The 21304-nt window shown below is 66.4% G+C and carries 23 protein-coding genes; 13 read left to right on the top strand and 10 right to left on the bottom strand.

Annotation, left to right across the window (positions count from 1 at the left end; all coding sequences use genetic code 11):
• Positions 1-27: 27 nt before the first annotated feature.
• Positions 28-1362 (bottom strand): type IV pilus assembly protein FimV, encoded by a 1335-nt coding sequence (locus AC6H42_RS13690; protein ID WP_497548278.1) that lies wholly within the window; start codon positions 1360-1362, stop codon positions 28-30.
• 134 nt (positions 1363-1496) lie between these two features.
• On the opposite strand from AC6H42_RS13690, the gene fumC reads away from it, so the two are divergent.
• The 3 genes from fumC to AC6H42_RS13675 all read left to right on the top strand — a co-directional run bounded on the left by fumC (position 1497) and on the right by AC6H42_RS13675 (position 3620).
• Positions 1497-2894 (top strand): class II fumarate hydratase, encoded by a 1398-nt coding sequence (fumC, locus tag AC6H42_RS13685; protein WP_057158955.1) that lies wholly within the window; start codon positions 1497-1499, stop codon positions 2892-2894.
• A 67-nt stretch (positions 2895-2961) separates the two neighbouring features.
• Positions 2962-3198, top strand: a complete 237-nt coding sequence (locus tag AC6H42_RS13680) for an RNA-binding S4 domain-containing protein (protein WP_056403114.1) — start codon at positions 2962-2964, stop codon at positions 3196-3198.
• A 137-nt stretch (positions 3199-3335) separates the two neighbouring features.
• Entirely contained in the window at positions 3336-3620 is a 285-nt protein-coding gene (locus AC6H42_RS13675) for a DUF883 domain-containing protein (RefSeq protein ID WP_057158956.1), read from the top strand.
• Between the two features lie 16 nt (positions 3621-3636).
• On the opposite strand, the gene AC6H42_RS13670 is transcribed toward AC6H42_RS13675, so the two are convergent.
• The 9 genes from AC6H42_RS13670 to AC6H42_RS13630 all read right to left on the bottom strand — a co-directional run bounded on the left by AC6H42_RS13670 (position 3637) and on the right by AC6H42_RS13630 (position 10355).
• Positions 3637-4101, bottom strand: a complete 465-nt coding sequence (locus AC6H42_RS13670) for a DoxX family protein (protein ID WP_057158957.1) — start codon at positions 4099-4101, stop codon at positions 3637-3639.
• 42 nt (positions 4102-4143) lie between these two features.
• Positions 4144-5835 carry an MNIO family bufferin maturase gene (gene bufB / locus AC6H42_RS13665; RefSeq protein ID WP_497548277.1) on the bottom strand — a complete coding sequence of 564 codons (1692 nt, stop codon included), beginning with the start codon at positions 5833-5835 and terminating at the stop codon, positions 4144-4146.
• A gap of 27 nt (positions 5836-5862) precedes the next feature.
• The gene (locus AC6H42_RS13660) at positions 5863-6129 is read right to left on the bottom strand and encodes a BufA1 family periplasmic bufferin-type metallophore (RefSeq protein WP_057158959.1); all 267 of its coding nucleotides are present in this window, start codon (positions 6127-6129) and stop codon (positions 5863-5865) included.
• 179 nt (positions 6130-6308) lie between these two features.
• Positions 6309-6509: a YjfB family protein gene (locus AC6H42_RS13655; RefSeq protein ID WP_057158960.1), complete on the bottom strand. Its 201-nt coding sequence runs from the start codon at positions 6507-6509 to the stop codon at positions 6309-6311.
• Positions 6510-6561: 52 nt separating this feature from the next.
• Positions 6562-7107: a molybdopterin-guanine dinucleotide biosynthesis protein B gene (gene mobB, locus AC6H42_RS13650; RefSeq protein ID WP_057158961.1), complete on the bottom strand. Its 546-nt coding sequence runs from the start codon at positions 7105-7107 to the stop codon at positions 6562-6564.
• 11 nt (positions 7108-7118) lie between these two features.
• Positions 7119-7931, bottom strand: coding sequence for a general secretion pathway protein GspB (locus tag AC6H42_RS13645; protein ID WP_497548276.1), 813 nt, complete (start codon positions 7929-7931; stop codon positions 7119-7121).
• Positions 7932-7933: 2 nt separating this feature from the next.
• On the bottom strand, positions 7934-9631 hold the full coding sequence (locus tag AC6H42_RS13640) for an ExeA family protein (RefSeq protein WP_497548275.1): 1698 nt from the start codon (positions 9629-9631) through the stop codon (positions 7934-7936).
• A gap of 47 nt (positions 9632-9678) precedes the next feature.
• Positions 9679-10146: a hypothetical protein gene (locus AC6H42_RS13635; RefSeq protein WP_229418401.1), complete on the bottom strand. Its 468-nt coding sequence runs from the start codon at positions 10144-10146 to the stop codon at positions 9679-9681.
• Positions 10147-10169: 23 nt separating this feature from the next.
• Positions 10170-10355, bottom strand: coding sequence for a hypothetical protein (locus AC6H42_RS13630; protein ID WP_057158965.1), 186 nt, complete (start codon positions 10353-10355; stop codon positions 10170-10172).
• A gap of 285 nt (positions 10356-10640) precedes the next feature.
• Between AC6H42_RS13630 and AC6H42_RS13625 the strand changes: the two genes are divergently transcribed.
• The 10 genes from AC6H42_RS13625 to nagZ all read left to right on the top strand — a co-directional run bounded on the left by AC6H42_RS13625 (position 10641) and on the right by nagZ (position 21225).
• Complete coding sequence (locus tag AC6H42_RS13625) at positions 10641-10940, top strand: hypothetical protein (protein WP_057158966.1); 300 nt, start codon at positions 10641-10643, stop codon at positions 10938-10940.
• Between the two features lie 164 nt (positions 10941-11104).
• Positions 11105-12472: a GIN domain-containing protein gene (locus AC6H42_RS13620; protein ID WP_082552266.1), complete on the top strand. Its 1368-nt coding sequence runs from the start codon at positions 11105-11107 to the stop codon at positions 12470-12472.
• Between the two features lie 290 nt (positions 12473-12762).
• The gene (locus AC6H42_RS13615) at positions 12763-13656 is read left to right on the top strand and encodes a glucosamine kinase nucleotide-binding domain-containing protein (protein WP_497548274.1); all 894 of its coding nucleotides are present in this window, start codon (positions 12763-12765) and stop codon (positions 13654-13656) included.
• Between the two features lie 24 nt (positions 13657-13680).
• On the top strand, positions 13681-14415 hold the full coding sequence (locus AC6H42_RS13610; protein ID WP_200954133.1) for a GntR family transcriptional regulator: 735 nt from the start codon (positions 13681-13683) through the stop codon (positions 14413-14415).
• Positions 14412-15527, top strand: coding sequence for an N-acetylglucosamine-6-phosphate deacetylase (nagA, locus tag AC6H42_RS13605; RefSeq protein WP_057158967.1), 1116 nt, complete (start codon positions 14412-14414; stop codon positions 15525-15527). Before AC6H42_RS13610 ends, nagA begins: the two co-directional genes overlap by 4 nt.
• Entirely contained in the window at positions 15517-16530 is a 1014-nt protein-coding gene (locus AC6H42_RS13600; protein ID WP_057158968.1) for an SIS domain-containing protein, read from the top strand. Before nagA ends, AC6H42_RS13600 begins: the two co-directional genes overlap by 11 nt.
• Before the next feature lie 33 nt (positions 16531-16563).
• Positions 16564-18060 carry an ABC transporter substrate-binding protein gene (locus AC6H42_RS13595; protein WP_497548273.1) on the top strand — a complete coding sequence of 499 codons (1497 nt, stop codon included), beginning with the start codon at positions 16564-16566 and terminating at the stop codon, positions 18058-18060.
• Positions 18061-18077: 17 nt separating this feature from the next.
• A complete protein-coding gene (locus AC6H42_RS13590; protein ID WP_229418403.1) occupies positions 18078-18923 on the top strand; it encodes a carbohydrate ABC transporter permease in 846 nt (281 codons plus the stop codon).
• A complete protein-coding gene (locus tag AC6H42_RS13585) occupies positions 18920-19741 on the top strand; it encodes a carbohydrate ABC transporter permease (protein WP_057158970.1) in 822 nt (273 codons plus the stop codon). The genes AC6H42_RS13590 and AC6H42_RS13585 overlap by 4 nt, the downstream gene beginning before the upstream one ends.
• A complete protein-coding gene (gene nagZ, locus AC6H42_RS13580) occupies positions 19738-21225 on the top strand; it encodes a beta-N-acetylhexosaminidase (protein ID WP_497548272.1) in 1488 nt (495 codons plus the stop codon). Before AC6H42_RS13585 ends, nagZ begins: the two co-directional genes overlap by 4 nt.
• Positions 21226-21304: the final 79 nt, after the last annotated feature.

The raw sequence follows: 21304 nt of genomic DNA, 5'->3' as shown, positions 1-21304 counted from the left end.
CCGCCGCCGGCACCGCTCGCATGGTGCTTATTCCTTCTCGGGTATAGCCTCGTCCGCCACTGCGGCTTCCGGCGCGGCGGCGCTCTTGTTCCTGCGCCAGCCTTGCCACACTTTCAGGGGCTCGGTGGAGAATTTGATCTTCTTGCGGCGAATCAGATAGGCCAGCAGGCCGCCGGCCAGCGCCAGCAGCAGGACGCCGCCCACCACCATGGTGGTGGTGTTGATGCCGCCGGCCTCGCGCTTTTTCTTGCCGTTGACCTTAGGCGGCGCGGAAGGCGGAATGACCGTGCCTGCCTTGTTGGCCGCTTCGGCCGCGCCGGCGGCTGCCGATGCTGCCGGGGCGGCTTGGGGACCTGGCGCCGGCGCGGACGCGGCGGCATTGGCGGCATTGACGGCAGATGCAGCGGAAGACGCAGCTGGTGCTGCGGCCGCTGCACCGCCCTGCCCCAAAGCCGCCTGCAATTGCTTGACCTTGTCTTCCAGGTCCACCAGCTTGGTCTTCAGCTCGGCATTGGTCTGGTCCAGCGCCACGCACTGCTGAGCTTCGGCGTCGGACTGGCCGGGTGCGCAAACGCCGGCCTTGGCCGCACCGGTTTTGCTCCTGGCCACGCGCGGCTCAGACCCAAGCTTGATCGGTACCGCCGCCGGGCCCGGCTTGACCTCGGCCGCAGGCGGCGGCGTGGAAGCGGCATCGCCGGCGGCATCGCGCGCGGCGTTGGCTGCGGCGCGCAACCTCGCGGCGCGCATGGCAGCTGCGCGGTTGGCTGCCGCCTGGGCTTCCTGGGCGGCGCGCTCGGCGGCGGACGGTGCGGCGGCGGGGCCGACGCCGGCGTCGACCGCTAACGGCGGTGCGGTTTGCGGCCGTGGCGCGGCAGCGGCAAGCGCAGCGGCTGAAACGGTAGAAGCAGGCAGCGCAGGCGCCGCGGAGCGCACCGGCGGCGGCTCCGGCGTCAGCCACAGCGTGGCGGAACGCACGCTGGCGCGGCTGCCCGCACCCAGTTCAAAAAAGAGATGCACCAGTTCGGCGTCCAGCGGCTGCAACGTCGTTAAATGCAAAAACTGCCGGTTGTCCCGCCTGACCACCGACATGCGCAGCGACGACAGCGCCGGATGCATGCGCACGTTGGCGCCCAGGTAGATATTCTGTCCGGCCAGCCTGACCTGCACGCCCGCCTGGTCCTCCGGCGTCAGCATCACCAGCTCAATGTCGGCCGACAGCTGCTGCCCGATATGCGAGCGCACCACCACATCGCCCAGCTCTGCCGCTGGCGCGATGGACGGCAAGGCAGCGCACGAGAAGGCGGCCGCCAGCACGATGGCGCCGGCGCGGCGGGCGGGAAAACGGTAAGGGCTACGCTGCATGTATTCGGGGTCGCTAGGCTGCGAATTTCTAAAGTGTAACAGTCTTAACGGCTGGAATTCCCGGTTTTGAAGTCCTGCGCCGGAATTTGGACTCTGCGCTACACTAATTGCATATTCCATCACGAGAGGCATCCATGAGTACCCGTTCCGAGCGAGACAGTTTTGGCCCGATCGACGTCCCCGCAGATAAACTGTGGGGCGCGCAAACCCAGCGCTCGCTGGAACACTTCGCCATCTCCACCGAACGCATGCCGCCCGAGCTGATCAACGCGCTGGCCAGCGTCAAGCGCGCCGCAGCCCGCGTCAACTTCGACCTCGGCCTGCTGGACGAAGCCAAGGCCTCGGCCATCACCCAGGCGGCGGACGAAGTATTGGCCGGCCAGCACGCAGGCGAATTCCCGCTGGCCGTGTGGCAAACCGGTTCCGGCACCCAGTCCAATATGAACATGAACGAAGTGCTGGCCAACCGGGGTTCGGAAATCCTGGGCGGCGAGCGCGGCGAACAACGCCTGCTGCACCCGAACGACCATGTGAACATGGGCCAGTCGTCCAATGACATCTTCCCCACCGCCATCCACGTGGCCTCGGCCAACGCCCTCGCCCACGCCGTGCTGCCCGCGCTGCGCGACCTGCGCGCCACGCTGGACGCCAAGGCCAAGGCCTTCGCCGATATCGTCAAGATCGGCCGCACCCACCTGCAGGACGCCACGCCGCTGACCCTGGGCCAGGAATTCTCCGGTTACGTGGCCCAGCTGGACTACGCCGACCTGGCCATTACCGCCGCCCTGCCCCCGCTGCTGGAACTGGCCGCCGGCGGCACGGCAGTGGGCACCGGCCTGAACGCGCACCCGGAATACGCCACCCGCATCGCCGCCGAGCTGGCCGACCGCTTGCAGCTGCCGTTCGAAACCGCCGACAACAAATTCGCCGCCCTGGCCGCGCACGACGCGCTGGTGGCCGCCCACGGCGCCATGAAAACCCTGGCCACGGCGCTGATGAAAATCGCTAACGACGTGCGCTGGATGGCCTCCGGCCCGCGCTCGGGACTGGGCGAGATCACCATCCCGGAAAACGAGCCGGGCAGCTCCATCATGCCGGGCAAGGTCAACCCTACCCAGTGCGAAGCCGTTACCATGCTGTGCTGCCAGGTGTTCGGCAACGATGTCGCCATTACCGTGGGCGGCGCCTCCGGCAACTTCGAGCTGAACGTGTACAAGCCGCTGATCGCGCACAACTTCCTGCAAAGCGCGCGCCTGCTGGCCGATGGCATGCGCAGCTTCGACCATCATTGCGCGCAGGGCATCGAGGCCAACCTGGGCCGCATCGGCGAGCTGATGGAACGGTCGCTGATGCTGGTCACTGCGCTGGCGCCGCATATAGGCTATGATCGCGCCGCGCAAATTGCCAAGAAGGCGCAGCACGACGGCACGACATTGAAGGAAGCAGCGCTGGCACTGGGCTTCGTCAGCGCGGAACAGTTCGACCAGTGGATCGTGCCGCTGGAGATGACGCAGCCCAGCGCCAGGGCTTGAGCCTGTGCGCTTCGGCTGAATTTTTTGATAACTGAACAACACGTCATCGCGACAAAGGATAAAATAAATGCAAAAGGTTAGTTTTGAACTGACGTCGGAATTCATCGAACTGAACCAGCTGTTGAAAAACGTGGGCCTGTGCGACAGCGGCGGCGCCGGCAAGGTGCTGGTGGCCAGCGGCCAGGTGAAAGTCGACGGCAAGCAGGAATTGCGCAAGACCTGCAAGATACGCGCAGGTCAGCAAGTCAGCGTAGGCGATGTGCGCATCAGCGTCGAGGGTGACAGCGGCGCAGACGGCGCTTGATCGGGCTTGAGTGGCAAGGCAGGAATCGCAATTGCAATATTTCTTGCATTTGGGCAATCAATCGCTAAGCTGAAGGTGGAGCAGGCTGTGCCTGTTCCGCACAGCGATGTTGCTCAACCAGCAGGAGGGGGATCGCCATGGACGGCCCTGAACACAAGCTGCAAACCCAGGAGCGCCTGATCGGCGATTTGCGGCAAGTGATTGAAAACGCGGAAGAACTCCTGAAAAACACCGACCAGCACACCAGCGCGCTGTACCAGAACGCGCGAGCGAAGCTCACCCAGGCGCTGCAGGCCGCCACCGAAGAACTGGCGCGTTTCGAAGACGCGCAACTGGCGCGCATGATCGCCGCCACCCATGCCGCCAGCTTGCAGCACCGCGACAGCAGCGGTGAAGCCAAGCTGATGCGCGCGTTCCGCTAACCGTTCCTTGCCACCGTCAATCCGGCCGTTTCTTCCCGATCAATGCATCGAGCGAAAAACGGCCCGGACCGAAGGCCACCACGACCAGCAGCATCGCTCCCCAGTAAAAATGGTCATTGATGGCCGCCGGGCATTCAAAGCTGAACAGCTGTGGATAGGAAAGCACGGCCATGGCATTGACGAAGAACAGCGCCAGCGCGGCCGGACGCGAGAACAGCCCGACAAACAGCAGCAGCGGCAGCACCAGTTCGCCGCCGGTGCCCATGTAGGCAGCCAGGTCCGGCGGCAATAGCGGCACCTGGTATTCATCGTGGAACAGCGCCAGCGTCGTGCTCCAGTCGTTCACTTTGGTCAGGCCGGCTTTCAGAAATTGCCAGCCGACGTACAGCCGGACCGCCAGGCTGGCCAGCGAGCCGCCCCATGCGCTCAGCGCGGCGTCGTAGCGGGTGGACAGGCGATGCAATGCAGACAGGTTTTTCATGTCAGTCTCGATTCCAGGTTGGGGCAGCCAGCGGCTGCGGTATCAATGCGTGAGCGTGGCGCCCGGCGTGCGGATCGCACTGAACACGGCGTGGTCCAGCCATTGCTGCAAGTGCGCGGCGACGTCGAACGCTTCGTCCTGCTCGAACGCGGCGTCCAGCGCGGCGCCGAAATTGCCGCCGCCCTGCAGCACCGCCAGCGCGGCGTGGCCTGCGCTGCCGAGCGGCAGCACTGCGGTTTTCCAGCGGGCGCGGGTGATGAGCGCAAAACCGGGGATCTCCATGCTGTCCGGGAACGGCGGGCCATCAGACTGGTGCGCCAGCCACAACTGCACCACGTTCCAGCCGGATGCGAACAGGCTGCATGCGCGGCGCAGCGCCAGGTGCGCCTGTTCCAGTTGCTCGGGCGGGACGGCGGCCAGATCGGCAGCCGGCACCGCGGGCGAGTCGGCCGCATAGTGGGCGCGGTGCAGCGCCCATTCGAGCCTGGCCATGTCGGGCAGGTATGGGAGAGCGGCGGTGTGCGGGAAGTCTGCAAGGAAGCCGGCAAAGCCGGCGCCGAACTGGTTCAGGTCGCCGCTGGAGGACGGGTGCGCGCGGCCGTATTGCCCGCTCAGGCCGCCGAAGAATTCTTCGCCCACCAGCTGGGCAATCACCGGATAGGCATTGGCCAGGGTTTTGTGCCAGCTGACGGCCAGATTGCCGCGATACAGAGCGTAGCGCTGCTCGTTGGCATCGCCCCGGCAGGCCGCCAGCACAGGGCCGGCATCGGCGACGTCGAGCAAGCCGGCGGCGAAGGCTTGCTGGCTACCGGCCAGCTTGGCCAGCCCGCCCGGCACTGCGGGCGCGCGGCCATCGCTCTGCCGCACGTCCGGCAGCGGCAGCCGCACTTGCCGTGGCCCGGCGGCCCATCTCTCAGCCATTGCGCGCGCTTTGCCGGCCTCGCCCAGCAGCACGTCGAGCTCGGGAATATCGGTATCCCACTCGATCAGCGTGGGCAGCCAGCCGAAGCGGCGCAGAGCGGCTTCGTACAATGCCCAAACCGGCTCGGCCACCGCCGCACCATGGTGGTCGATCACCGCGTCCGGCGTCACCAGGTGGCCCGCAAGGTGGATTTCGCCCACCGTGCCGGGTGCGATCGCGGCTAGCGCAGCCAGCGCGTCCTCGCCGTGATTGCATTGGTTCACATAAAGATTGTTGATGTCCAGCAGCAGCCCGCAACCGGTCCTCTGCGCCAGCGCCGCCATGAACTCGGCCTCGCTCATGGCGTCGCCGCGAAAGCGTAGATAGGTGGACACATTTTCCAGCAGTATCGTGCGTTGCAGCCTGTCCTGCACGCGATGCACTCGCTCGCACAGCAGATCCAGCGCGGCGCCGTCAAGCGCCAGCGGCAGCAAGTCATTGAGGTGGCGGCCGGCCACGGCTCCCCAGCACAAGTGCTCGGACACCAGTGCCGGCTGCACCGCCCGCACCAGCTCGCGCACGCGGTCCAGGTGCTCTTCGGAGAAGCCGCGCGCCGAACCCAGCCCCAGCCCCACGCCGTGCAGGCTCACCGGATAGTCGCGCCGCAAGTCCTGCAGCACGTGCCAGTCCCAGCCGCCCCGGTCGAGATAATTCTCGGTGTGTACTTCCAGCCACCCGGCCGTGGGCCGCTGCTCCAGGAAGCGGCGATAATGCTGCGCCCTCAGGCCAACGCCAACGCCCAGCGCGGGGGATGGATGGGCGTCGTGCGGCATGGCGGTGGCTCCGGGCGGCAGGGGCGATTACTTGGCTGGCGCGGTGGTCTTGCCGCCGGCTTTTTCGCAGGTGCCCTTGGCCACATATTTCCACTCGGTAGGCGCGTTGTCGGCTTTGGCCTGGCCGGCGCAGGAGTGGGTGCCATTGGACGAAGCACAGTCGTTCTGGCCGGCTTTGGCGATGCCGTAGCATTTTTCCTTGCCGGCGGCAGGTTCCATGGCCGAGGCGGACACGGTGGCGGCGCTGCAGACGGTTGCCAGGGCAGCGGCGATCAGGGCTTGACGTTTGTTCATGACTATCTCCTAAGGATAAGTAGGGTTATCGTTCTTGATGCGCAGAAGTCTGCGGCTGAAGCATAGTCGCGCACCGAGTTCGCATCCTTACATATTTTTTTGAATTCACAAAAGAAAAAGCCCGGCATCACCGAGCGGTGTCTCCGGGCTTGCTGGCGCGCGAGGAGCGCGGCGGCGGTCTACGCCGTGGTGTTGATGGTGTTGCCGAGGTTGGAAGGCAGGTTGGATGCCTTCGGTACAGGAGGGATCGCTTCGATCAGCGCCTGTGCGCTCGATGCCTGGACGTCCTGGGCTTTTTTCTGCACGGCCAAGGCCACGTCCTGCTTGAGGCCGGTGTCGGCGATACTGGTTGCTACGCGTGCAATTCCTGAAACGTCCATGACATCCTCCACTATGGGCTATCCCCTGTTTACGGGCGCTTTTGTGAAAGCTTTAGGGGGCCGGCGAAATAATTTTCACGCGTTGCCGCAGCCAGGCCAGGATGGCCGGCGGATTATTCAAATCCAGCCAGGCCAGGCCGTCGCGCAACTGGTCCGGCGGCGGCTGGTCGGAGGCCACTGCCGCGATGCGCGGGTCGGACGGGTACAGCGGCGGGCGCCCCGTTTCCGGGCGGTACACCTCCAGCTTGTAGTAGGGATAAGACTTGAAGCCTTCGACCAGGGTCAGGTCGGCGGGCGCCATGCGCGCCAGCTGCTCGTACAGCGTGGGTTCCGGGGCGCCGCGCAGCTCCTGGATAATGGCAAAGCGGTACGGGGAGGCCACCATCACTTCGGCCGCGCCGGCCATGCGCAGGCGCGCGGAATCCTTGCGCGGCGGCTCCAGCTCCAGGTCGTGGTGGCTGTGCTTGATGACATTGACGCGCAGACCCAGCGCGGCCAGCTGCGTCACCAGCAGTTCCAGCAGCGTGGTCTTGCCGCTGCCGGAGGTGCCGACGATGCCGATAACGTTGCCGGGAAGTTCGGGGAAATGTGGATGCATCAGAAGTTCTTTCAGTACGGCACGCGGTAGCGGTAGCCCTTGAAGGTGAAGATGGCCGCTTTCGGCAGCAGCTTTTCCAACACCAGGCCGGGGGCGACCTCCTCGCCTTCGCGGCGCAGGATTTTGTCGATCAGCACCAGGCGGTCGGCCGGGTTCTTGGAATACATATAGCCGCCCATGGTGATCGGCGGGATGCTGCGCTGTATCGGCTCCGGCAAGTCGCGCAGCAGTTGGACCGGCTCTTCCGTGACTTCGGCGACAGCGGCTGGCGCGGGTTTCGCCGGCGCAGGCTTCACCGCTTCGGCAGCGGCTAATTGAGCGGGAAGCGGCGCCGGAGCTGCCTGCACTGGCGTGGCAGCCTGCGGCAGCGCGGCCGGTCCGGCCACGGCAAGCTTGGCGGCGGGCGGCGAGGCCGGCATCCCGGCAGCAGCGCCTGGCGGCGGCGCTGGAGGCTCGGCGGGCGGCGCAACCGCAGGCGCAACGGCGGCGGCAGGCGCCGGCGCCGATGCAGCAGCAGCAGCAGCAGCAGCAGCAGCAGCGCCAGTGCCGGGCGCGGCAGGCACTGCCGCCACCGCTGGCGCCTGGCCAACAAGCGCGGCGGGTACCGGCGCGGCAGGGGCGGCAGGAGCGGCTTGCTCGCGCCATGCCAGCGCGGCCGCGCCGGCAATGACCACCGCTCCGGCGGCCAGCGCCAGTGGCTTCCATGGCAGCCCTGGCGCGCGGCGGGTTGCCACCGCATCCAGGGTGGGCGCGTGGATGGTCGGCGTGGCGCCCAACTGGCGTTCCGCTTGCGCCTTCTTGAGCGCTTCAAGTATGTACGACATGATTATTTCCCCGCCACGGCCACGCCGGGCTTAGCCGGCGCCAGCAGGCGCGGTTCGTTCACGCCGCCCAGCTGGTTCAGCCTGATAAAAGTCTTCGGCCCCGCGACACCGTCCGCCTTCAAGTTCTGGCTGAGCTGAAATTCGCGCAGCAGGCGCTGGGTTTCCGCGTCCATGGGCCGGTTTTCCGGCGGCGTGCGGGCGCCGCTCAGCGCCGCCAGGCGCTTGGCCAGCCAGTCCACGTCCGGTCCCTGCTGGCCGGCCGACACCTCGTCGCGCCATGCACGCGGCGCGCGCCACAGCGTGACGAAGGTGCCGTCAAAGCGGCCGGCCAGCGCCTCCAGCCGCACGGTTTCACGCTTGCCGGCAATTTCCAGCGTGGCGCCCTGCCCGTCCATCGCAGTCAGCACTGCGTAGCGCGGCGCCACCGGGTCATCGATCAGTTTCAGCACCGCCGGGCGGTCCAGCAAGCGCAAATCGTCCAGGCCGCCTTTGCCGAACAAGCAGCGCAAGTTCAGTTTCGCGGCGGCCGGGCAGAATTCGCCCGCCGGCACAGCCTGCCCCCACAGCGTAGCCATCTGCCGCAGCGCAAGCTGGACACTTGCCGCCGCGTTCGCAGCGGCGCCAGCAGCCGGGCTTGCAACCAGGGGCGCACCCGGCGCCGGCTGCAATGCGGCGACTGGCGTGCCGGAAGCCGCCGGGGGCGGCGGCGTTGCGGCGGAAGGCGCGGCTGCAACCGTCGCCAGCCCCGTCCTGTCAGGCACCACAACCGTCACCGGGTGCGACATCAGTTGCCAGGCGGCGGTGGCGGTCAAGGCCGCACCCGCCAGCACGCCGGCGGCGACGGCCGGCCACAGGCGCTTGGCCGGCGCCGTACCGGTCTCGGTGGCGAACACCTCGGCGGCGGCGCGGCGCAGGATGGTGCGCGTGACTTGCGGCGCGTTTTCGACATAGGCGCCCAGCATGGCGCGGTCGCACAGCAGGTTGATGCGGCGCGGCACGCCCTTGGTCAGCTGGTGAATCTGCGGCATCAGGCTGGCCGGGAACGGCGCCGCGCCAACCGAGCCGGCCACCGCCAGCCGGTGTCCGATGTAGCTGCCGGTTTCCGCCACGGACAGCGAACCCAGGTGATAGCGCGCGATCACGCGCTGCGCCAGCTGCTCCAGCTCGGGCCGGGCCAGCATGGCGCGCAGCTCGGGCTGGCCGATCAGGATGATCTGCAGCAGCTTGCGCTCGCTGGTTTCCAGGTTGGTCAGCAGGCGCAGCTGCTCGAGCACGTCGGCCGACAGGTTCTGCGCCTCGTCGATGATCAGCACATTGTTGCGGCCCTGCGCGTGGCTCTCCAGCAAGTGCTGGTTGATGCCGTCCACATAGGCTTTGACACTGACCGCGCCGGCTCCCTGCGGCGCCAGCGTAATGCGGAATTCATCGCAGATCGACAGCAGCAGCTCTTCCACGGACAGCTTGGGATTGAAGATGTAGCCCAGCTGGCAATTTTCAGGAATCTGTTCCATGAAGCAGCGGCACACGGTGGTCTTGCCGGCGCCGATCTCGCCGGTCAGCAGCACGAAGCCGCCGCCGCTGCCCACCCCGTACAGCAAGTGCGCCAGCGCTTCGCGGTGGCGTTCGCTCATGTACAAATAGCGCGGGTCGGGCGCGATGGAAAACGGCGATTGTTTCAGGTTGAAAAATTGCGTGTACATGTAGTCCCTGGATGAACGCCCGGCCAAGCCCGCGCTGCGGCCCGCCGTCAGCGCAGGGCAGGCGGCAGCGGCTTGAACTTGGCGCAGTAAATCTTGGCCCTGCGGTCGGCGTACACGATGCGGCTGCCCAGCGCGGCTTGCCGCACCGGAAAGCGCGAATTGTCAATTTTCGCATACCGCAGCCCATCCTGGGCAATGATGGCTTCTTCCAGCTTTTCCGGCGTGCTTTCAGCCACCGCGCCAACGAACACCATGGGCCAGCTGTCGTCGCTGACGATCACTTCCACGATCTCCTGGCCCCACAGCCGCGCGTCCTCGGTGCGGAACCACCAGGCGCCGCCTTCGCGCTTGTATGGCGGGCCGAAGAACTTGACCATGTAGTCATAGTAAAAGCGGTTGCTGGTTTCGTCGCGGCACAGCAGGCCACTGCCGATCACCGTGCCGAAAGTGGTGGGCGGCGCAGCCTGCGTTGCCGGCAAGGCCAGCAGCAGGCTCAGCGCGAAAACGGCTGTCAACGAGGGGGGCAGGCAGCGCATTACTAGATTTTGGACATCCACGCGCGGTTGGCGCTGATCTTGGCCTTGGCGGCCGCCGGCAACGCGTCATAGCAGCCGGGATACTGCTTCAGCGCGCTCTCGCGCACTTCCTTCTGCAAACCGTTTATCAGGAAGACATAGAGAGTGCCACCTTCGCTGGTTTTCCTGGTCCCTATGTATTTGATCATGCTGATTCTCCTTCCCGGCTTGGCATGCGCTCCGCCGGCGTCGCTCTGCAACCATTATGACATCTCTGGGAGCTTCTAATGGTATTTCGCGTGGCTATGCCGCTACACAACTTAACGGTATGGAACCGGGAAATCTATAGGGCGCCGATAATTGCTGACATTGGAATTGTGCATTGCGATTATGCGGCTTTTTCAAGCCAATGGCGCTGTATACACTGGGCTCATATTGATGTGGAAACACTTCTTCCCTCTTCCCTCTTCCCTCTTCCCGCAAGGAGCCAGACCATGAAATCGCTGAAACTGATTGCCGCCCTGACCGTCCTGAGCGCCGCCTCCGCCTTCGCGTCCGACGCGCCCAAGGCCGAAGCACAAGCCCCGGCCGACGCCAAGCCGGCCCCGGTGCTGCTGGCAAGCGCAGCCACCCCGGCCGCCGCTGCCGGCCTTGCCACCGCCGTGGCCGCCCCCCTGGCACCGGCCAAAAAAGACATTGGCCGCTCGCGCGCCGAGGTGCAGCGTGAAGCCGTCGAGGCGGTGCGCAACCATGAAAACACCCTGTCCAGGGACTTGAGCTTCTATACCAGATAAGCGCCCTGCCCCTGCCTGTGCGGCGCTGCATTTCAGCGCCGCTATTTTGCAGTTGATCCCGCGATTTCGCGCTTTCATCCCATTCCGCCTACCGCGCGCTGCTTTTTATCATATTGTTCACACACTTCCCGCCCCCTGGGTGAAAACTACAGTGTGAAAACTATATGAATAAGCTGATCAAACAAACCGCCCTGGCCTCCCTCCTGGTAGCGGGCGGCGCCATCTCCCTGGCCAGCCGCGCGGAAACCGCCCCGTCCAACGCCGTGGCCAATGAAGCACGCCCGGTGGCGGCCTTCACGGCCATCGAACTGGCCGGCCCCTACAACGTGGTCATCAAGGATGACGGCGGCCGCGCAGTGGAAGTGCGCGGCACCCGCAAGCAGCTGGACAACCTGGAAACCATAGTGCAAAACGGCACGCTGATCGTGCGCCCGGTCAAGCGCAACGGCTTTTCCTTCCAGTTCGGCAAGACCGCCGAACCGCCCACCGTGCGCATCAGCGCGGCAGGCCTGAAAAGCCTAATCGCAGGCGGCTCCGGCGACGTGCGCGCCGACCTGATCAAGGGGCAGCAATTCGCGCTCACGGCCAGCGGCTCCGGCGACGTGGAAGCCAGCGGCGCGGTCGGCAACCTGGTGGTGCGCGCCGGCGGCAGCGGCGACCTGGACATGCGCCAGCTGAAAAGCGGCAGCGTGAACCTGCAGATGAGCGGCTCCGGCGACGTGCAGGCCGGCGCCGTCAGCATGGACCTGAACGCCGAACTGAGCGGCTCGGGCGACCTGGAAGCCACCGAGCTGCGCACCAACACCGTCAACGCGCTGATGCACAGCTCCGGCAGCGTGACCCTGGGCGGCAGCAGCAAGGAAATCCGCGCCGAGATTACCGGCTCGGGCGACCTGGAGGCGTGCGGCCTGGCAGTGGAAAACGCCAGCGCCATGCTGCGCAGTTCGGGCAACGCCTGCATCGCCGGCAACATCAAGAAATTCGACGCCGAGGTACATGGTTCGGGCGACCTGAGCGCGCGCGGCCTGGCCAGCAACAATGTGCGCGTCATCCTGGACAGCTCGGGCAGCGTGGAACTGTCCGGCACCAGCAATACGCTGAGCGCCGAAGTGAACGGTTCGGGCGACCTGGACGCCAAGGGCCTGGTGGTGGCGCGCGCCGTCACCCGCAACCGCGGCCCCGGCAATATCTTCCTCAAGAAGGTGAGCGACTCGCTGGACGCCGAAGTGCGCGGTTCCGGCGAGCTGAAAACCACCGCTGAATGCAAGGACGTGAAACTGACCATGAGCGGCCCGGGCCAGGTCCACCTGGACGGCAACACCGCCAACCTGAACGCCCGCCTGAGCGGCTCCGGCAACCTGGAGGCGCGCGGCCTGGTGGCCAAGCAGGCCGACGTGGTGGTGCGCGGCCCGGGCAGCGCCTGGGTCCACGTGCAGGGCAAACTGAACACTGAGGGCAAACAGTCCGGTGCGGAAGGCTCGCGCATGGTGATGATAGATCGCAGCGGCGTACGCCCCAGCCGCGACAATTGACGGTGGAGGCGGGCCTGCGGGTCCGCCCAGCCAGACTTTCCCGAACGCCCGGCCCCGAGCCGGGCGTTTTTGCGTTTACGGTCCCGCCCCCTGAAAATTGGCCTTATGCCAGACCAGATTCAATACCAACGCAACAAAATAATTTACCCTTAAAAAACAAAGATATAAGCAATAATTGCCGCCTTGGAAAGCAAGTCCACTTAACCCAAATACAATACCAGTTAAATACCTGTTGACAAGCTGGTTAGGCAACCATATAGTGCCCCACAGCTCCTCACATACACATGAACATGATCGAATTCTTAATCGGCGTCGATGGCGGCGGCAGCGGTACCCGGGTGCGCCTGATGCGCAGCAACGGCGCGCCGCTGGGCGAAGGCGACAGCGGTCCTTCTGGCCTGCTGCACGGCATCAAGAACGCGTGGTCCTCGGTCGAGGATGCGGCTGCGAAAGCTTTCAAGGCCAGCGGCCTGGACTATCCGGCGCGCGAGCGCATCGCCATCGGCCTGGGCCTGGCGGGCGTGCACAACCGCCAGTGGGCAGCCAATTTCGTGGCAGCCAATCCCGGCTACGCGGCCGTGGCGCTGGAAACGGACGCCTACACCACCGTGCTGGGCGCCCACCAGGGCCAGCCGGGCGCCATCATCGCGCTGGGCACCGGCAGCGTGGGCGAAATCCTGCTGGCCGACGGCAGCCGCAAGGAAGTGGGCGGCTGGGGCTTCCCGGCCGGCGACGAAGCGGGCGGCGCCTGGATCGGCCTGCGCGCCATCAGCCACATCCAGCAAGTGATCGACGGCCGCGCCGAAGGCGGCGCCTTCGCGGCCACTGTCATCAATGCCTGCGGGGGCGAACGCAACGCCATCCAGGTGTGGCTGGCCAACGCCACCCAGACCCATTATGCGCACCTGGCGCGCATCGTGCTGCAGCACGCGGACACGGACGAGGTGGCGCGCGCCATCCTGCTGGAGGCGGGCCGCCAGGTAGCCTTGATCGCGCAGGCGCTGGACGCCTCCGGCAAGCTGCCGATCGCGCTGTGCGGCGGCCTGGGCGAGCCCCTGCGCGCCTACCTGCCATCCCAGCTGCTGCAGCGCATCGTCGCGCCGCAGGGCGACTCGGCCGCCGGGGCGCTGCGGCTGATCCAGCAGCATCTGCAGCACTCGCAACAACACCAGACCAACAACTAAGCACCCACCAGCAAGGAGCCACCCGTGCTAGACCAGTTGAGCGATTTCAGGCCGGACCATGAAAGCGACACACCGCTGTACATGCAGCTGGCGAACAAGCTGTCCGACGGCATAGCCAGCGGCGACTGGCGCGCCAACGAGGCGCTGCCGTCCGAACGCGTACTCTCTGAAATGCTCGACATCTCGCGGGTCACCGCGCGCAAGGCCATCGACATGCTGTGCGACCGTGGCATGCTGACCCGCAAGCGCGGCTCGGGCACCTACATCACGCCGAAACTGGAACAGCCGCTGTCGCGCCTGACCAGCTTCTCCGAAGAGCTGCGCCAGCGCGGCTTCACGGCTGGCTCGCGCTGGCTGCAGCGCGAGATCGGGGTGGCGGCGCCGCTGGAACTGCTGTCGCTGGGCCTGTCGCCCAACATGGCCGTGGCGCGCCTGAAGCGCCTGCGCACCGCCGACGACGTGGTGATGGCGATCGAAACCACCACCATCCCGGCCACCTACATGCCCAACCCGCACAGCGTGACGGGTTCCCTGTACGGCTTTTTGGAAGCCAACGGCACGGTGCCGATGCGCGCGCTGCAGCACATCCGGGCGGTCAACGCGACCACCGAGCAAGCCAAGCTGGCCAACATCCAGCCCGGCGAAGCCATGCTGCATATCACGCGCGTGAGTTATCTCGAAAACGGCGCAGCGGTGGAGCTCACGCACTCCTACTGCCGCAGCGATTATTATGAATTTGTAGCGGAGTCGCGCAGATGAGCGATGTAACGATCCAAGGCAATATCCTGACCCCGGCCGGCTGGCTGAGCGGCGCAATCTCGTTCGGCGAACGCATCGCCGGCATCAACGGCGCGGCAGTCGACCCGCAACTGAACGGCGACGACTACATCCTGCCCGGCTTTATCGACCTGCACGTGCATGGCGGGGCCGGCAAGGACGTGATGGAAGGCGGCGACGCGGTGCACACCATCGCCAGGATCCACGCGCAGCACGGCACCACCAGCATGCTGGCCACCACCATGACGGCGCCGCCGGAAGACATCGACATCGCGTTGACGGCCATCGGCCGGGCGGTGCGCCAGCGCGGCAAGAACGAGGCGCGGGTGCTGGGCGCCCACCTCGAGGGCCCGTACATCAATTCCGGCAAGCTCGGTGCGCAGCCCAATTTTGCGCGCGCCGCCACGCTGGCCGAAGTGCAGCGCCTGGAAGCCATGGCGCCGCTGCGCGTGATCACCGTGGCGCCCGAAATCGCCGGCCATCTCGGCCTGGTGCGCGAACTGGCCGACGAAGGCATGCGGGTGCAGATCGGCCACACGCTGGGATCGTACGAAGACGGCGTGGCGGCGCTGGAGCACGGCGCGGCCGGCTTCACGCACCTGTTCAACGCCATGAGCGGCCTGCACCACCGCGAGCCCGGCATGGTGGGCGCCGCGCTGGCGCACGCCGAATACGCCGAGCTGATACCGGACCTGCTGCACGTGCATCCGGGCGCCATCAAGACCGCGCTGCGCGCCATACCGCGCCTGTACTGCGTCACCGACTCCACCGCCGCCACCGGCATGCCGGACGGCGAATACATGCTGGGCCGGCACGTGGTCCACAAATGCATGGGCGGCGTGCGCCTGCCCGACGGCACCCTGGCCGGCAGCACCCTCACACTGGACCAGGCGCTGCGCAACCTGGTCGGACTCGGACTGGACCTGGCGGACGCCTCGGCCCGGGTCTCAACCAATGCGGCCGACTACATCGGCCTGCAGGAACGCGGCCGCCTAGCGCCGGGCGCGTATGCCGATCTGGTGGTACTGGATCGCGATCTCAAACTCAAAGCCGTATATATCGAAGGAGAACGTTGTGACCTCAATGATGCTTAAAGAAGCCCTGTCCGCCGCTGAATGCGTCGCGCTGCAACTGGCGAACGACGCGGACCGCTACGCGGACCTGGGACGCAAATTGAGGAGCACGCCCTTCTCGACCGCGCTGACGGTGGCGCGCGGCAGCTCGGACCACGCCTGCAACTACATCGCCTACCTGATCATGGCGCGCCTGGGGCGCGTGGTGGCCTCGCTGCCGATGTCGCTGGTGACCCTGCACAAGTCGCCGCTGATCACGCGCGACACCTTGACCATCGCCGTGTCGCAGTCGGGCCAGAGCCCGGACGTGGTCGAGCCGATCCGCTACTTCCGCGACGGCGGCGCCACCACCGTGGCGCTGGTCAACGACATCGACTCGCCGCTGGCGCAGGCCGCCGAGTGGTCGATGCCGCTGCGCGCCGGCAAAGAGCAGAGCGTGGCCGCCACCAAGAGCTTCATCACCTCGCTGGTGGCCGGTGCGCGCCTGGTGGCGCAATGGCAGAACGACCCGGAACTGCTGGCCGGCCTGCAGGCCCTGCCCGAGTCGCTGAGCAAGGCCACCGAGGCCGACTGGTCGCAGGCGCTGGACGTGCTGGCCCCGGCCAAGAACATCATGGTGGTGGGACGCGGCATCAGCTTCCCGGTGGCGCTGGAATCGGCGCTGAAATTCAAGGAAACCTCGGCGCTGCAAGCCGAGGCGTTCAGCGGCGCCGAGATCAAGCACGGCCCGATGGCGCTGATCGAGGAAGGCTACCCGCTGCTGATCTTCGCCACCCGCGGTCCGACCCAGGCCGGCCTGCTGGCGCTGGCCGACGAGATGCGCGGCCGTGGCGCGCGCGTGCTGCTGGCCGCGCCGGACGACGTGGCCCAGCGCGACCTGACCTTGCCGGTGGCCGCCACGCCGGACCTCGATCCCATCGTCGCCATCCAGGCGTTCTACGTGATGGCTGCCAAGCTGTCCGCCGCGCGCGGCATGGACCCGGACCGTCCGCGCCACCTGAGCAAAGTCACCAAGACCAATTAAGCAAGCCAAGCTGCGCCCTGCCCCGGACCATCGATGAGAATCAAGACACTGCTGACCGCATTGATGGCCCTGGGCGCGGCAACGTGCGCCCTGGCTGCGCCGCCGGTTCAAAAAATCGAATTCTGGACCTTCAGCATGAAGCCCAAATTCACGCCCTATTTCGAGGGCCTGGCGCGTAATTACGAAGCCACCCATCCCGGCGTGAAGGTTGAATGGGTCGACTTCCCATGGGACATCATCCAGACCAAGCTGGTGACCCGCATCGTGGCCGGCACCCCGCCCGCGCTGGTGAACCTGAACGTACCCTGGGCCGATGAATTCGCCCGCGACGGCCTGCTCACCCCGGTCGACGACCTGCTGCAAGGCGCCCGCCAGCGCTACCTGGCCAGCACGCTGGAAGACCTCACCTTCGGCGGCAAGACCTACGGCTTCCCGATGTACAGCAACGTCGCCGTCATCAGCTACAACACCGAAATCTTCAAGGCTGCCGGCCTGACGCGCGCGCCGCGCAGCCTGGACGAGCAGCTCGCCTTCGCGCGCCAGATCGCCCAGCGCACCGGCAAGGCCGGCCTGTGCCCGGCCTTGGCCAAGATCGACGGCCTGATGATGCAGCAAGGCCTGCCAGTGATCAAAGACGGCCGCGCCGCCTTCAACTCGCCCGCGCACGTGGCGCTGATCGCCAAGCTGGCCGAGACCTACAAGGCCGGCGGCCTGCTAAAGGACAGCCTGTTCGCCGAAGACAACTTCCCCGCCGCCATTGACGCCTACAAAGGCGGCCGACTTGGCATGCTGCTAGCGCCGCCGACGGCCGTCAAACGCATCGAAACCGACGCCAAAGACATCTACGCCAAGACCGACGTGGCCCCCGCGCCGCTCGGTCCGACCGGCATCGCCGATGGCGGGTGGCTGGTGCACTTCGCCGTGCCGGCCGGCGTGGACAAGCAACTGCTGCCGCAGATCGGCGAGTTCGCGCGCTACCTGACCAACGACGCCAACCAGCTGGCGTTCGCCAAGCAGGCCAGCGTGTACCCGGCCGCGGCCAACGCGGCGCGCGACCCGTTCTTTCTGGCGGTGCCGGCCAATGCAGGCGCTGCGGAAAAAGCGGTGTCGGCCGGAGCGGTCTCGATGCCGCATTCGCATACGCTCTACGTGTCCGGCGTCACCGACTATGACGAGTTGCGCCGTTCTCTGGTGAAAGCCGTCGAAGCGGGCGTCACCGGCCGGCAAGACATCAAGCAGGCGCTCGACGCCGCTGCTGCCATCTGGAACAAGAAGCTCTCCCGCCAAAGCAAGCTGAGCCGCATTTCCCCAATTCGGGGTCTGACCCCGAGTCAGGAGAATGCGGCTCAGCTCGTTTCCCAGCGGAACGCGAAACCTGCCGAGATTCGCATTGCAGCGGCGACAGTTTCGCCAATGACGGTGCCGGCGTCACTCTGGGAAGAAGGCGAGCTGAGCCGCATTGCGCGCACACGGGGTCTGACCCCGGGGTTGGAAAATGCGGCTCAGGCTGCTTGGGTGGGGCGGCTGTGAGCGCGCGGCGGACGACGTTGGCGGCGTGGCTGTTCCTGGCGCCTGCGCTGATTTTGCTGGCGGCGTTTTCGTTCTGGCCGGTCGGCTTCGGCTCTTACCTGGCTTTCACGGACTACAGCCTGATCCGCCCCACGTCTTGGGTGGGGCTGGACAATTTCCGCTACATCTTCGATAACGAGATGTTCGTCACCGGCTTGAAAAACTCGCTGGTGTTCCTGCTGATGGTGCCCTTCGTGCAGCTGGGCGCGCTGGGACTGGCGGTACTGGTGAATAACCAGCTGCCCGGCATACGCCTGTTCCGCGCGGCCTTCTATGTGCCCGTGGTGACCACCGTGTCGGTAGTCGGCATCATGTGGGGCTTCATGTTCCACGAGCAGGGCGCGCTCAATTACGTGCTGATGGCGATGCGCTTCGTCGATGCGCCCATCGGCTGGCTGTCGAACGATACGCTGGCCCTGTTCTGCATCATGTTCGTCACGCTGTGGCGCGGCCTGGGCTGGTACATGGTGATGTACCTGGCCGCGCTGCAGGCCGTACCGGCCGACATGCAGGAAGCGGCCATCCTCGACGGCGCCAACCGCTGGCAGCGCTTCTGGAAAATCACCGTGCCCACGCTGCGCCCCACCATCATGGTGTGCACCATCCTGTCCGTGCTGGCGGCGCTGAAGGCTTACCAGGAAGTGGACGTGCTCACGCAAGGCGGCCCGATGAACTCCACCTTCACGGCGCTGTACTACTCCTACGACCAGGGCCTTAAGCACCTGAAGCTGCCGCGCGCGCTGGCGGCCAGTTTCGTGGTCTCTGTATTCTGCGTCGGCATCGCCATGCTGTGCCTGCGCTATCTGAAGCCGAGCCACAAATGACGATCGCAATCAAGCCACGCACTGTCCTGCATTACGCCGCGCTGTGCGCCATCGCGCTGGTATGCGTGTTCCCGTTCTGGTGGACGGTGGTGACGGCCGTTTCCACGGAGGGCAACATCTTCGCCTTCCCGCCCACCTTCTGGCCCAAGTCGCCGTCGCTGGTCAATTTCGAGGAAGCGTTCCGCGTCATCCCCTTCCTGGCCTTCTTCAAGAACTCCATCCTGATCGCCGCGTTCACGGTGTTCTGGAAGCTGGTGCTGTGCTCGATGGCCGCCTACCCGCTGGCGCGCATGCATTTCAAGGGCCGCCGCCTGGTGTTCGGCCTGATTTTGGCCACGCTGGTACTGCCTTCCGAAGTGAACTTCCTGGTCAACTTCATCACCGTCACCAAACTGAGCCTGGTGGACACCTACGCCGGCGTGATCCTGCCCAACGTGGTGACCGCCGTCGCCATCCTGCTGCTGAAGCAAGCCTTCGAGGAAGTGCCGCAGGACCTGATCGACGCGGCCCGCGTGGACGGCGCTTCCGAGTGGATCATCTTCACCCGCATCATGCTGCCGCTGATCGCGCCCTGGCTGGCCACGGTGGGCATCCTGACGGCGGTGGAGGCCTGGAACGAATACATCTGGCCTTCCATCGTGATGAGCAAGCCGGACGAGTTTCCGCTGTCGGTGGGCGTGCTGTACTTGCGCGGCACCTTCGGCAGCAGCACCCGCGTGATCGCCGCCGGCACGGTGCTCACCATCCTGCCCACGCTGGCAGCTTTCCTTTTCACCCAACGTTATTTCATGCGCGGCATGGACGGAGCAGTCAAATGAATCACCAGGAACTTCGAAAAATCGCCGGTCAACTGATCATGATCCGCTTCCCCGGCACCGTGCTGGACGAGGCCACCGCCGAGTTCATCCGCACCAACAGCATCCGCGGCGTATGCCTGTTCCGTGGCAACATGGCGGACTCCGAGCAGCTGGCCAAGCTGACCGCCGACCTGCGCGCGGTGATGGGACCGGACGCGCTGATCGCCATCGACCAGGAAGGCGGCGCCGTGGTGCGCTCGACCTGGGTGCCGGCGCCGCCGGCCGCCATGGGCCTGGGCGCGGCCGACGACACCGACCTGGCCTACCGCACCGGCGCGGCCGTGGCGCGCGCGGTCAAGTCGCTGGGCTTCAACTGGAACTTCGCGCCGGTGCTGGACTTGAACAACAACCCGAACAACCCGGTGATCGCCGAGCGCTCCTTCGGCGCCGAGCCGCAGCGCGCCGCCGAGCTGGCGATGGCGTGGATGGCGGGCAGCCATGCGGAGGGCGTGGCTTGCTGCGTGAAGCACTTCCCCGGCCACGGCGACACGCACGTCGATTCGCACCGCGACCTGCCCACCGTGGACAAGCCCTTGTCGGAGCTGGAGAACTTCGAGCTCAAGCCCTTCAAGCTGGCCGCGCCCACAGCGCCCGCGATGATGACGGCGCACATAGTCTACCCATCCATTGATGCGGACAATCCGGCCACCATGTCGCCCGCCATCCTGGACGGCCTGCTGCGCAAGCAGTGGAACTACCGGGGCGTGATCATCACCGACGGCATGGACATGCATGCCATCGCCGGCCGCTACGGGGTGGGCAACGCCGCCGTGCGCGCGCTGATCGCCGGCGCGGACATGGTGATGGCGCTGGGAACGCCGGCAACGCAGGACGAAACCTTGAACGCCATCGCCGCCGCGCTGGCCGAGGGCTCGCTGCCGCAGGCCGCCGTGGACCAGCGCCTGGCGCGCCTGACCGCGCTGGCGCAAGCCTATCCATGCAAGCCGCGCTCGTACAAGGAAGACGCCGCCGACCGCCAGGTGATGGCCGAAGGCTGGCGCCGCGCCCTGACCGCGCGCGGCAATCCGCAGCGCCCCGCCGCCGGCGCCAGGGTGCGCCTGGTGGCGCGCCAGGACGTGGTGAGCGATGGCGTATCGGAAGCCGGCGTACCGGCCGCCGTGGTGGCGGCGTCGCTGGGCAGGCTGTACGACGTGGAACTGGTGACCTACTCGGACGCCGACGCCTTCGACTGGTCCGCGCTGCCGCAGGATGGCCGCTATACCATGCTGGCCTCGACCTCCCGCCTGCGCTACGGCGCCCATGCGCGCGCGACGTGGAAGCCGGACCTGCACCTGGCGCTGTGGAATCCGTACCAGGCGCTGGACATCGACGCGGCCGCACTGATGACCTACGGCTTCGCCGCGCCCGCGCTGGAGGCGGTCAACGCCTGGCTGGCCGGCGCGCTGGAAGCGCAGGGCCGCTGCCCGGTGCCGGGATTCGATTGACACCGCCATGGCGGGTTGCGGGCGCTGCGCGCACCGACCCGCCCTACGGTATTGCCGCGCGCCGCCAACTGCCCGGCCC

The organism is Massilia sp. NBRC 108631, assembly GCF_059704565.1.
This window is presented reverse-complemented; position numbering and strand designations above follow the sequence as displayed.